This window comes from Mesorhizobium loti (assembly GCA_014189435.1).
Classification (GTDB): Bacteria; Pseudomonadota; Alphaproteobacteria; order Rhizobiales; family Rhizobiaceae; genus Mesorhizobium; species Mesorhizobium loti_G.
Genome location: CP050293.1, coordinates 1,572,129 through 1,585,580, shown reverse-complemented (window position 1 = coordinate 1,585,580; position 13,452 = coordinate 1,572,129). Strand labels below are relative to the sequence as shown.

Below are 13,452 nucleotides of genomic sequence, written 5' to 3'. Positions count from 1 at the left end.
GCCGGCGAAGCGTTAACGAGCGCAGCAAGATTCCCTTTATGATTTCGGCCTATTGCTCTGCCAATGCGTAGTCCGAGTTTTAGTAAAATTGGTGCGGTTTGTGTGCTGCTGGCGCTTTCGGCCTGCGCCACGCCGCCCAATCACATCAACAATGTCTGCGCCGTCTTCGACCAGAATGACGGCTGGTTCGACAACTGGCAGTCGGCCGCCGAGCGCACCCAGCAGAAATACGGCATTCCCGTTCCCGTGCTGATGGCGACGGTTCGCAAGGAATCGGGCTTCAAGAGCAATGCCCGGCCGCCACGCACCAAGCTGCTCGGCTTCATTCCGTGGAAGCACGTCTCGTCGGCCACCGGTTTCTCGCAGGCGCTGGACGGCACCTGGTCGCAATATCAGAGCGAGACCGGCAACTGGGCGGCGCGGCGGACGAAATTCGCCGACGCGGTCGATTTCGTCGGCTGGTATCATTCCAAGACGGCAGACACATATGGCGTCGCCCGCAACGACACCTACAATCTCTACCTCGCCTACTATCTCGGCTGGACCGCCTATGGCCGGGGCAATCGGGGCGATGCCGGTGTGCAAGGTTATGCCCGCGCGACCGAGAAGATGGCGCGGGACTACGCCGTCCAGTTGCAGCAATGTGGCAACTAGCGCCTTCCCGGTTTAGTGCCGCCTTGTCGTATCTTTCGGCTTTTTAACACCGGTCTCGGAAGACTCGTCGATTACTTTGTGGCGACGGGCTCGCATCCCAGCCTGGCCCTGCTCCACGGCCTCGCCGATCTCGTCCGCTTCCGCGGTCGACGATTTGCCACGCGGCCGGTTGGGCGCTGTTCCTGTCGAAGCCGGCCCAGTGCCGTGCGGCGCGTCTTCCGGCACACCCTCATGCGCGGCGTGTTCCTTGTCGAACTTGATCACCGGCTCCATCTTGGCCAGCACGTCGTCGGCCAGCCAGCACAGGCTCATATGGCCGTCGCCGAGATGCTTGACCGGCGGCACCTTGGTCTCGCACAGATTGTCCGGCACCAGCTTCTTGTAGCCGCAGCGGGTCTGGAACGGACAGCCCGAAGGCGGGTTCATCGCCGACGGGATGTCGCCTTCCAGCACGATGTGGCGCTTCACCACGCTGGTGTCGGCGATCGGGATCGCCGACAGCAGCGCCTCGGTATAGGGGTGGTAGGGCGGCGCGAAGATCTGGTCGGTCGTGCCTTGCTCGACGATATAGCCGAGATACATGACGACGACGCGGTCGGCGATGTAGCGCACGACCGACAGGTCGTGGCTGATGAACAGCATCGTCGTCTTGTTCTTGCGCTGGATGTCCATCAAAAGCTCGGTCACCGCCGCCTGCACCGACACGTCGAGTGCCGAGACCGGCTCGTCGGCCACCACCACCTTGGCATCGCCGGCAAAGGCGCGCGCCACGCCGATGCGCTGCTTCTGGCCGCCGGAGAGCTGGCGCGGCTTGCGGGTCTCGAACGCCCGCGGCAACTTCACCAGGTCGAGCAGTTCAAGCATGCGCTTGCGGCGATCGGCAACCGTCTTGCCGACATTGAATTTCTCCAAAGTGCGGATGATCTGCGAACCGACCGAATGGCTGGGATTGAGCGTGTCGAACGGATTCTGGAACACCATCTGGATCGACGATACGGTTTCGACGCTGCGCTTCTCGATGCCGGTCGACTGGATTTCCTTGTTGCCCAGCGTCACCGTGCCGGCACTTGCGGTCTCCAGCCCGAGCAGCACCTTGGCCAGCGTCGACTTTCCGCAACCGGATTCGCCGACGATGGCAACGGTCTCGGATTCGCGTGCCATGAACGAGATCGTCTCATTGGCCTTGACGACGCGGCCTTCGCTCGAGCCGAAGACTTCGCTGCCGCCGACCTTGTAGTATTTTCTGAGGTCCTCGATCTTGAGCACCGGTGCGCCGGGCACGACGCGCTCATTGACCTTCTTCGCGCCGGGCGGCAGCGCTTCCCAGTCGATCTCGTTGAAGCGCACGCAGCGCGAGAAATGGCCTTCATGTCCCTCGACCTCGATCATCGGGATTTCGGCGGCGTTGCAGACGCCCTCGACGAAATGGTGGCAGCGCGGGCCGAAATTGCAGCCCTTGGGCCGCTCATGCGGCAACGGCAATTGGCCTGGGATAGAAATCAGCGGCCTTGAATTCTTGTCGGCGCCGGGCAGCGGGATCGAGCGGAACAGCCCTTGCGTATAGGGATGGCGCATCCGGTCGAACACGTCCTTGATCTTGCCGGTCTCGACCGCTTCGCCCGAATACATCACCGTGATGCGGTCGCAGGTTTCCAGGATCAGGCCGAGATTGTGCGACACGAAGATCATCGATGTGCCGAACTTCTCGCCGAGCCCCTTGACCAGGTCGACGATGCCCGCCTCGACCGTCACGTCGAGCGCCGTCGTCGGCTCGTCGAGCAAAAGCAGCGCCGGCTTCGACAGCAGCGCCATGGCAATGACGATGCGCTGCTGCTGGCCGCCGGAGAGCTGGTGCGGATAGGAGCGCATCATGCGCTCGGGATCGGGTAGCTTGACCGAACGCACCATATCGAGCGCGCGTTTGTAGGCCTCTTCCTTCGACACCTTGTCGTGGATCAGCGGCACTTCCATCAGCTGCTGGCCGACCTTCATCGCCGGGTTCAGGCTCGCCATCGGCTCCTGGTAGATCATCGCGATCTTGTTGCCGCGAATGGAGCGCAGCTCCTCGTCGGTGAGCTCGCCCATGTCCTTGCCCTGGAACTTGATCTTGCCGCCGACGATCTTCCCGATGTTGGAGAGATCGCGCATGATGCCGAGCGACACGGTCGACTTGCCGCAGCCGGATTCGCCGACGATGCCCATCGCCTCGCCCGGCATGACGGTGCAGGAAAAATCCATGACGGCCGGTATCTCACCCTTGCGGGTGAAGAAGGAGATCGACAGGTTCTCGATCTCGATGATCGGCCCGTTGGTAGGCTTGGCGGGATTTCGAACTGCCTCGTTCATGGGTCGCTCCAATCCAATTTTACCAGATGCGGGCCGAAGCCCGTCAATCAATCTTTCATCGATTGTTCGCGCAGCGAGTCGGCGAGCAGGTTCAAGCCCAGCACGAACGACATCAGTGCGATTGTCGGCGGCAGCGCCGGGTGGATGAAGGAACGCAGCAGGCGGCTCGCGTCCTTGATCGCGGTGCCCCAGTCCGGACTTTCCGGCGCCAGGCCAAGGCCGAAATAGCCGAGCGTGCCGAGCAGGATCGTGGTGTAGCCAATGCGCAGGCAGGCATCGACGATCAGCGGCCCGCGCGCATTGGGCAGGATCTCCCACAGCATGATGTACCAGGGCGATTCACCGCGCGTCTGCGCCGCCGCCACATAGTCGCGCGTCTTGATGTCCATCACCAGGCCACGCACGATGCGGAACACGCCGGGGCTGGAGGCGAACACCACCGCCACGAAGATGTTGAGCTGATTGGGATCGATATGGACGATGTGCAGCGGGTCCCTGTCGAACACAAGGCCTAGGTAGATCCAGCCGCCGAGGATCAGGGTGATGCCGAGCAGGATGTAGAGCCGGTCGGGCCGGTTCTTGTAGCGCGTCCAGAACAGCACGGAAAAGAAGATGATCGGGAACAGGAAGAAGACGCCGGCCATGCCATAGGGGATCGGCGTGTCCATGATGCCCGGCGTCACCAGCAGGTAGAACAGCAGGATGACCGGGAAGGCCAGCACAAGGTTGGCCAGGAAGGACAGCACGGTGTCGATCTTGCCGCCGTAATAGCCCGCGGGCAAGCCGAGCGTGATGCCGACCATCAGCGCGAAGCCGGTTGCGGCAGGCGCGATAATCAGCACGATCTGGCTGCCATAGACCATGCGCGAAAACACGTCGCGCGCCAGCTTGTCGCCGCCGAACAGATAGGTCAGCCCCGATTGCGGTTCGACGGCGCCCGGCAGCACGTCCTTCATGATGGGGATCTGGGCCAGCGGATCGAAGGGCGAGATGGTCGCGGCGAAGATCGCCGTGAACAGCCAGAACAGACAGATGCCGACGCCGACGATGCCGACGCCGCTGTCGAAGAGCTGGCCATAGAGCGCCAGCTTCTTCTTGTAGGCGAAGCTCGCTCCCATGACGATGAGGAGCGCGATCCAGACCGGCCAGAAGCGCGACAGCACTTCCAGAACGACGGTGAAGCCACTGATATATTGAACCGGCATCCGCTTCGCCCCCTACTGAACTCTGATACGCGGATTGAGAAACGCGTAGCCGACATCGGAAATGAGCTGCGTGATCAAGACGATGAACACCGAGACCAGCGAGCAGCCGAGCAAAAGGTCGATGTCGTTGTTGCCGGCCGCCTCGACCAGCGTGTAGCCAAACCCCTGGTAGCGGAACATCACCTCGACGATGACGACGCCGGTGAGCAGCCAGGGAAACTGCAGCATGATGACGGTGAAGGGCGCGATCAGCGCGTTGCGCAGCGCATGTTTGACCACCACGCTGCCGAAGGAGAGCCCCTTCAATCGGGCGGTGCGGATATATTGCTGCGTCATCACCTCGACCATCGAAGCGCGCGTCATACGGGCGATGTAGCCGATGCCGTAGATCGCCAGCGTCATCACCGGCAGCGTGAAATTGTAGAAGGTGATGCCCTGGCTGGCCGAAGCCGCTGAGCCGTTCAGCCAGCCAAGCCATGAGGCGAAGATGACGGTGAAAATGACGCCCGATACGTATTCAGGCGTCGCCGTCGAGGCGATCGAGGCCACTGACAGCACGCGGTCGGTTCGCGACCCCTCCCGCATGCCGGCAAGGATGCCGATCAAAAGCGAGATCGGCACCATCACCGCCAGCACCCAGAACATCAGGATGCCGGTGGCACCAAGCGCGGGAAACAGTTTTGAGGCAACGGTTGCCTTGAACTTGGTCGAGCAGCCAAAATCGCCCTCGAAAACGCCGGCGAAGGTTGGCACGAGCGGATCGTTGCAGAAGGAGAAACGCTGCGCCGGCTTGCCGGTCGCCGGGTCGGTCACCGGCTGTTTGGGCACGACGCCCAGCCACTGGCCGTAGCGGACGAAGAAGTTCTGCCGGTAGCCATGGTTGACCAGCCAGCTCTCGAGCTGCTCGGCCGAGGTATGCATTTCGGTCTGGCTGATCGCCAGCTTCTTCAAATTGGGCTCAAGGTTGATCAGGAAGAAGACGACCATGGTCAGGCACAGCATCGTCAATGCCATGGTGCCAAGACGCCTGATAACGAAGGAAAGCATGGCGGTCCCCTGCCGATGGGTTGGGGTTTGAGCCGGCTATGAAAGCCAACCCTGCCGTGACCGGCGGGGCTGGCTGTCAAACAGGCCTTCGGATGCGATCAACCCTGTTTTTGTTGCATGACCTTGCCCGCGAGTCCGCAACTTTTTTGAGAAAGCGCGGACCAACAGGGACGGACGACGCAAAGAGCGAGGGAAAGGGGCGACGCCCCTTCCCCTTGTCAGTGCGATCAAGCCTGGTCGAGCCAGACCTTGCCGTAGTCGCGCTCGAAAGTCGGATGCATCTTGTAGTTCTGCACCGCCTTGACCGAGTGGCTGTAGAGCTTACGCCAGTACGGCTGGATCATGATGCCGGAATCCTGCAGGATCTGCTCGATGTCCTTCATCATTTCCTTGCGCTTGGCGGCGTCGGCAACGGCGAGCGCCGCATTGAGCTTGGCATCCCAGTCCGGGTTCGAATAGCCTGTCTCGTTCCAGGCTTCGCCTGTGCGATAGCCGATCGCAAGCACCTGGACGCCAAGCGGCCGCATGTTCCAGTTGGTCATGGACAGCGGATACTTGGTCCAATCGTTCCAGAACGTCGAGCCCGGCAGCACGGTGCGCTTCACCTTGAGGCCGGCGTCGCGCATCTGGGCAGCGATCGCATCGCCGGTGTTCTTGTGCCAGTCCTCGTCGACGGTGATCAGCTCGTGTTCGAAGTCGGCCTGGCCGGCTTCCGCCATCAGCGCCTTTGCCTTGGCCGGATCGCGGGCGACCTTCGCAAGCTCATAATATTCCGGATGAATCTGGCAGACATGGTGGTTTTCGGCAACGGTGCCGGCATTGCCATAGCCAAGCTGAAGAACGACATTGTTGTCGACCGCGAGCTGCAGCGCGTTGCGAACCTTCTGGTCGCCATAAGGCTTGTTGTTGACGTTGGTGCGGCAGACGATGGTCGAAGCAGTGACGATTTCCGACTTCACCAGGTCCATGCCGTCGAGGATCGACACGTAGTCGGCCGAAGTCTCGAAATTGGTGTGCACTTCACCGGCTTCGAAAGCGCTGACCATGGCCGCCGGATCGGTGCCGTAGTCAATGAATTCCAGGCCGTCGAGGAACACTTCGCCGTCCCACCACTTGTCGTCGGTGCGGCGCTTGTAAACCACTTTCTGGCCGACATCGTAGGAGACGAGCTCGAACGGGCCGGTGCCGATCGGGCAGGCCTTGAAGTCGCCGCCCTTCTCATCGAAGCTCTTGTGGACGATCAGGCCGGGATAGTCGCACATGTTGGGAATGAGCGCGATGTCAGGCTTGCCGAGCTTGAGCACGACCGTGTGGTCGTCAGGCATGGTCACGGCGCTTTCGTCGAGCTTGTCGTCCTTGACCAGCGAGCCGAGACGGCCGGGCATCGAATTGCCTTCGGCTTTCTTGTCGGCCCAACGCTTTAGGTTGAAGACGACGTCGGCGGCGGTGAAGGCATCGCCATTCGACCAGGTGACGCCCTTGCGCACATGCAGCGTGTACTGCGTGGCGTCGTCGTTGACGTCCCAGCTTTCCAGCAGATAGGGGCGGAATGTGTATTCGGGTGTGTACTTGACCAGCGGCTCAAGCGCCTGGCGCTCGGCATTGGCGATTTCCGACCAGTCGGCCTTGCGCGGGTCTTTGGGATCCTTGATCCACTGGGCGATCTTCAGCGTGCCGCCCTTCTTGCCCTTTACCTCTTCGGCCTTCGCCGGCGTCGGGTCGGCGAGGCCGAGCAAGCCGTAGGCCATTGCCGTCGACGCACCAAAGACGCTGGCCATGGCCAGGAATTCGCGGCGATCGACCTTGCCTGCCTTGGCTTCTTCGGCCATGGCCAGGATGTGATCCGGAACGCGATCGCCATTGCTCTTATAAATTGTCATGACTTAACTCCCATTGTTGGCTTTCCGCCTTTTAACATTCCGCATCCAGGCCATGATGTCAAAGACGGCGTGGATTGAGAACATGTTAGGGAATGTGCAACTTTGAAAAGGGAGCGGTTCGCGTGATAACGACAGTCTTGGCGCAAATTTGCTACTGTCCGACGGATTCTTCTGGAATCTCGATAGTCGATTAAACTGAGACATTTACCGGGACCCGGACAGCACCAGCATCGAGCCGCCATGGGGCCAAAAGTCCCGCCGGAGATTAGTATTCCTTCTCGTAGAAGATGCCGCCCTTGGCTTCGCCGGCGTCGTTGGCCTCGCCACGCAGCTTGACGCCGCGCCCTACATTGAGGTCGATCGTCGCCTTGCCAGAGCCCGGCTTGTCACCCTTCTGGATCGTCACATAGGTGCGGTCGTTGAGATACTTTCCGGCCGAAACCGCCGTGCCGCCCTTGTCGTCCGTGGTGACGTCGAGATCGTCGACGCCGATGGCGCTGCGCAGGTTTTCGAGCAGCGACGTCGAACCGCCGACACCGGCCAGTTGTCCGGCGGCCTCGGCGAGCTGGGCGATCTGCAGCGGCGACAGGTTCGACATCGAGCGTCCGAAGATCAATTGCGCCAGCACCTCGTCCTCTGGCAGCGCCGGCACCGAGGAGAAGGTGAATTTCGGATTGGTCGCTTCGCCCGACACCACGATGGTGACGGTGGCGCTGGTCGTCGTCGTGGTCGCCGTCAGGTTAAGATAAGGCACTAGCGAGCCGGAAAAGCCGACCGTGCCTTCGGTGAAGGTCAGCCGCTTGCCGAGGATCGACAGCCGTCCACGCTGCAGGGTGAAGGTGCCGACCGCTTGCGGCGACGAGGCCGGGCCGGTCAGCTTGAGCGAGCCGCCGAGTTCGGCGTCGACGCCCCTGCCCTGGATGAAGATCTGGTTCGGCGCGTTGACCGTGACATCAAGCACCAGGCCAGTGCCGCCGCCCTTGCCGCTGGTCGCCGGCGGCCGCAACGCCTTGTCCTGCGCCTTGACCGCGCCCGGCGCGTTCTTGTGCTTGACGTCGAGCGCCGAAAGCGAGCCGGGCAGCTTGTCTGGAACCGTAACCACCGTCTTGGCGAGATTGATTGTGCCGGCAATAACCGGTGCGGATGTGAGCGGTCCCTTGATCGTCAGGTCGCCGCCGAGGTTGGCCGTTACCACCCTTCCGTCCGTATAGCGGCCGTCGACCAGCTTGATCGACAGATCGGCCGGGAAACCCTGCGCCGGATTGATGCCGACCGTGCCGCTTGCCGACAGGCTGCCGCGCGTCGACAGCGTCCCGGTCAGCCGGTTGATCCGGGCGACGCCGCCGGCGATCGAGACATCGGCGGCAAGATCGTTGACGGCGAGACCCGAGCGCGCATCGACAAGGCGCGCACCGGAGGTGCTGACGCTGCCGCCGATGACAGGCGATGAGGCAGGACCGCGCACCTGGACGTTGACATTGGCGGTTCCAGACAGCGACAGGCCCTGCGCCGCGAGTTTCTGGCTGAGCAGGCCGAAGGGCACGGCGCCATTGAAATCGAGCACCAGCGCCGGCGTGCCTGCCGTCGTCACGGTGCCGCCGCCCTTGAGGCCAAGGCCGGCTCCATCGCTGAGATTGGCGTTGAAGGTCAGCTTGTTGCCGCCGAAGGTACCCGACGAGGAAACACTGACCGCCCCGACACCAGCTCCTCGGGTCTGCGATGTCTGCACCCCGGCCGCATCGATGTTGAAGGCGACGGCAGGATTCGCCGGCGCACCCGTCACCTTGACCGTGCCCGAAATCGAGCCGGCGGCGTCGAGCCCCGGCGAGAAACTGTTGGCGAGCGACATCGGCACCCGCGCCAGCGTCGCGTTGATGTCGAGCGCCGTGCCGACCTTGCCGGTCACCGTCGCTGTACCGCCGCCGAGGTTGAGCACCAGCCGGTCCAGCGTCGTCGTGCCATTGGCGATGCTGACGGTCGAGGCCTGGGCGATGGCCGCCTTGATGCCCTGTACGGTCGCCTGGCCCGACGCGAGCTCGATGGTCGTCGTGCCATTGGCCACTTTCACGCGGCCAGCGGCCTGTGCCGGAATGCCCTTGACGGTTGCGCCGCCGGTGAAGCCGGTCCAGTCGCCGTCGCGTTTCAAGTCGACATCGATGCCGCTGATCACGGTGCCACCCGACGTGACGGTGTTGGCGCGGATCTTTCCGGAGATCACGGGTGCGGCGAGATAGTTGGCGACCAGCGCATCGATTGAGACAGCTTTCGCCTGCAGGTCGCCACGAGAGATCGATGCCGTGGTCGCCTTGATCGCGACCTGCGGCGCGGTGCCGTTCTTCGAGAAGGCGATCGTGCCGCGCACGTCGCCTTCGGCCTTTTCCAGCGCCAGCGCCGCCAGCGGGCCGATATCGGGCAGGTCGAGCGCGATGGTGCCGACCGGCACGAACTTCTCATCCAGCGCCAGATCGCCGGAAATCCTGTTCTTGCCCAGCGACAGCAGCAGGCCGTTGATGGCGCTCTTGCCGTCCGCCGTCGCCAGCACCGCACTGCCTTGCAGCGCCTGGCCGGCGACATTGCCGGTCAGTTGCACATTCGCCGCCGGGTTGGCGGCATCGGCCTTGCCGGTGGCGGTCAGCTTCAAGCCGGTGATCTCGCGCGATGCCACCAGAAGCCTGTCGCTGTCGACCGTCAGTGACAGATCAGGCGCCGTGGCCGGCCCTTGTGCGTTCAAAGCAAAGGCGATGGCGCCCTTGGCATCCTTCGACAGCAGCGCGATGTCGCTCAGCGCGCCCTTGAGGTCGGCGGCGACCTTGTTGTCGGCAAGGCTGGCTTGCCCTTCTGCAGTCAGCGCGCCCGAGGTCAGCTTCAAGCCGCCTATAGCGATACTGCCGTTGGGGTCGCGTTTCAGCGTGGCGCTGATCTGCGCGCGTTCGCCGAGCATGCCGCGCGCCGCCGCCGGCAAGGCCGATGATGGGGCATCCGCCTTCAGATTGAGGTCGATGGCGCCGTCACGCAGCGACACCTGGCCGGCGATCTGGCTGTTCAGCGCATCGCTCTTGAGCGAGCCGCTGTCGATGGCGACCGCGTCGGCTGTCAGCCGGGCACTAAGTGCGGCCGTGACCTTGCCAGCGATCAGCGGTGCGATCGCGGGATTGTCGAGACCGACCTTGTCCACCGACACCGTGCCGGAAACCGGCCCTGCACGGTTCTTGAGATCGAACGCATCCGAATGCAATGCCAAGGCAAGCCCGTCCACCTTCGCCGGGCTGGTGGTGATCGAGGGTAGGATCGCGGAGATGTCCAGGCGGGCCCGCGTGCTCTCGCCCGCTACCTTTGCCGACAAGGACTGGATCTCGATCTTGACCGGGCTCTCGGCGCTGCCGACAGTCAGGGGCAGGCTGGGGCCAGATGAGATGAGATCGAGCGCGAAATCGCTGGCGCCGTTCGGGTTGAGGGTGCCGGCCGCCTTGCCGGAAATCTTGTCGCCGGTCAGCGTCGCCTGATCGAGCACAACACCGCCGGCCATGGTGTAGCTGCCGGCAGCGTCTACAGCGAGGGCCCCGAGCCCCGCCTGGCGGGTCTGGCTGGTTTCGACGCCAGCCAGCTGCGCGTTGAAACGGACGTCGGGAGCGGCCGGCGATCCAGACACCTGAGCCGTGCCGCCAAGCGTGCCCACGGCATCGAGACCGGGCGAAAAATCATTGGCCAGTGCCGCCGGCAGTGCCGAAAATTGCGCCGTGAGGTCGAGCGTCTGGCCAGCCGTGCCCGACAGCGTCACCGAACCGCCGCCGATATCGAGCGCCAGTCTTTCGATGCTGGCCGTGCCGTTGGCGATGCTCAGCGTCGAGGCTTGAGCGATTGCCGCTTTGATGCCGCGAACCGTCGCTTCGCCCGAGGCGATCTCGACGCTGGTCGTGCCATCGGCGATCTTCACCCGGCCGGCAGCGGTTGCCGGAATGCCAGCTATGGTGGCGCCGCCGGTGAAATTGGTCCAGTCGCCGTCACGCTTCAGGTCGACGCCGATGCCGCCGATTTCGGTGGTTCCCGAGGTGACGCTGTCAGCCTTGATCGAACCGGCGATCGCCGGCGCCTTGAGATAGTTGGCGATCAGCGCATTGACGGTGATGGCCTTGGCCGTCACCTCGCCGCGCGCGATCGAGGTGCTCTTCGCGTCGATGGCGACGGAGGGCGCGTCGCCCTCCTTGGCAAAGCGGATGGTGCCGTCGATGTCGCCCGTCACCGCCTGGCCGGCCAGTGCGGCCAACTGGTCGATAGCGGGCGCGTCGAGCGTCAGCGTGCCGAGCGGCATGTACGTGTCGTCCAGCGCGAGATCGCCCGAGACCTTGTTGTCGCCCAGCGAGACCAGGAAGCCATTGATCGAACGCTTGCCTTCGCTCGTCACAAGTGCCGCCTTGATATCGAGCGACTGGTCGTTGACGGAACCGGTCAGCGAGATATTGGCGGCGGGGCTGGCAATGTCGGCCTTGCCGCTCGCCGTCAGCTTGATGGTCTTCACCGTGCGGCCCGAGGCGGTCAGGCTGTCGCTGTCGGCGGTAACAGTGAAATCCGGCGCCGTCATGGCGCCGCTTGCCGACAGCGCGAAATCGATACCACCGGCAACCGGCACGCCGACCATCGGCGACAGCACGGAAACGTCGCCCAGCTTGCCCTTGATGTCGGCCTGGATGTCGGTGCCTTGGGTGCTGGCGGTGCCGCTGGCGCTGAGCGACCCGGACGTGAACTCGATCGAGTTGGCGGCGAAGGATCCCTGCGGATCGCGAGCCGCGCTGGCCGAGAATTTCACCCGGGCGCCGAGCACCGAGGCGATCTGCGGCGGAAAGGCCGTCGCCACGGCATCCGCGTTCATCTTCAGCTGCATCGACAGATCGGCAAGCGCCACTGTCGCTGTCAGCGACGCGTTGAGCGCATCGGAGCGCAATGTGCCCTGGTCGATGGCGATGGCGTCCTTGCTGACCGATCCGGCCAGATCGACATCGACCTTGCCGGTGATCAGCGGCGCCAGCGTCGCCACGTCGGTCTTGAGACCACCCGCTACAAGCTTGACGGTAACCGGCCCGGCGCGGTTCTGGATGTCGAAACCGTCGGAATGGATCTGCGCCACCAGATCGTCCAGCCGCGTGCCGCCGGCCACGATCGAAACGAAGGAGGCGCCGATGTCGATGATCGGCGCCTTGCCGTCGCCGAAGGCGCGCGCGGTGGCGTTGCTGATCGCCAGCGTGATCGGCTGTGCCTTGCTGCCGACGCTGATCACGACGGGCGGGCCCTTGGCGGTGAGTTCGACCGAGAGATCGCTGGCGCCGGCAGGATCGACGATGCCGGTGGCGGTGCCATGCACCGCATCGCTGTCAACATTAGCGCGGTCGACACTGACGCCACCGGCTGAGGTGGCGGTGCCCGCGACATCGAAACTGGTCTTGCCGGCAAACAGCGGCTTCAAATTCTCCGGCAGGAAGCGGGCGAAGTCGCCGTCGCCCTTGGCTTCAATGTGATTTCCCTTGTCGGTCAGTTGGTGGCGGCCCGTCAGCTGAGTGACGATCTTGCCGTCGACCGCGAACGTGCCTATGCCGTTCCAATTGGCGAGCGGTCCCGTGCCCGAGACGATTATATCGACCGGCGGCGCATCAGGCAGCTTGAGCAGATTGGCGATGATGCCGCCTGCCGGCTCCGAGGCCTTGAGGTCGAGGTCGAGCCTGTTGTCTGCCGGCGCAAAATGGATCTTGGCGTCGACATTGCCTTGCTTGCCGTCATGGCGGGTGACGTTGAGAACCGTCTCGACCGCCAGCGGCGCGGCGTCGGCCTTGAGCATGCCCTTGGCGGCGAGTTCGGCGATGCCGCTGCCGGCAAGGTCTTGCCCCAGCGCGATCTCGGGCAGGTCAATCTGCTTGATGTCGAGCGAAACCGGCAGCGTCGTCGTGCCGCCGCTCGACGCCGGCTGCGTGCTGGCCACCGGCAACCGGGCCAGTTCTATGCGCTCCGCCGCGATGCGGTCGGCGCTGAAGTTCTTCGACAGCAGCGCCAGCGGCGACCAGTCGACGGCCACCTTGCGTGCCACCAGCCAGGCGCCCTCGCGGTCCTCCAGCACGACATGGTCGACGCTGAGCGCCCCGGACCAGATGCCGTCGATGCCGCTGACGGTGATCTTGCGGTCGTCGCTCGAAGCCAGGCGCGAAATGATGCCAGCGAGATTGTCGCGGCCGCGCTCGGTCTTGGTCAGCACCACCAGCGCGCCGATCGCGCCCGCAACCACGATCAGCAGCGTGTAAAGAACAATGCGGAGGATGCGCCAGACTATTTTCATC

Annotated in this window: 6 protein-coding genes; 1 reads left to right on the top strand and 5 read right to left on the bottom strand. The window is 63.6% G+C overall.

Annotation, left to right across the window (positions count from 1 at the left end):
* Positions 1 to 63 precede the first annotated feature (63 nt).
* Positions 64 to 654 (top strand): transglycosylase SLT domain-containing protein, encoded by a 591-nt coding sequence (locus HB777_07655; GenBank protein QND63788.1) that lies wholly within the window; start codon positions 64 to 66, stop codon positions 652 to 654.
* 12 nt (positions 655 to 666) lie between these two features.
* Here the strand turns inward: HB777_07655 and HB777_07650 are convergent, their stop codons facing one another.
* The 5 genes from HB777_07650 to HB777_07630 all read right to left on the bottom strand — a co-directional run bounded on the left by HB777_07650 (position 667) and on the right by HB777_07630 (position 13,451).
* A complete protein-coding gene (locus HB777_07650; GenBank protein QND63787.1) occupies positions 667 to 3,000 on the bottom strand; it encodes an ABC transporter ATP-binding protein in 2,334 nt (777 codons plus the stop codon).
* A gap of 47 nt (positions 3,001 to 3,047) precedes the next feature.
* Positions 3,048 to 4,205, bottom strand: coding sequence for an ABC transporter permease (locus tag HB777_07645; protein ID QND63786.1), 1,158 nt, complete (start codon positions 4,203 to 4,205; stop codon positions 3,048 to 3,050).
* Positions 4,206 to 4,217: 12 nt separating this feature from the next.
* Positions 4,218 to 5,219 (bottom strand): ABC transporter permease, encoded by a 1,002-nt coding sequence (locus HB777_07640; GenBank protein ID QND68704.1) that lies wholly within the window; start codon positions 5,217 to 5,219, stop codon positions 4,218 to 4,220.
* Positions 5,220 to 5,479: 260 nt separating this feature from the next.
* Positions 5,480 to 7,132, bottom strand: coding sequence for an ABC transporter substrate-binding protein (locus HB777_07635; protein QND63785.1), 1,653 nt, complete (start codon positions 7,130 to 7,132; stop codon positions 5,480 to 5,482).
* A 265-nt stretch (positions 7,133 to 7,397) separates the two neighbouring features.
* Positions 7,398 to 13,451: a translocation/assembly module TamB gene (locus HB777_07630; protein ID QND63784.1), complete on the bottom strand. Its 6,054-nt coding sequence runs from the start codon at positions 13,449 to 13,451 to the stop codon at positions 7,398 to 7,400.
* Position 13,452: the final 1 nt, after the last annotated feature.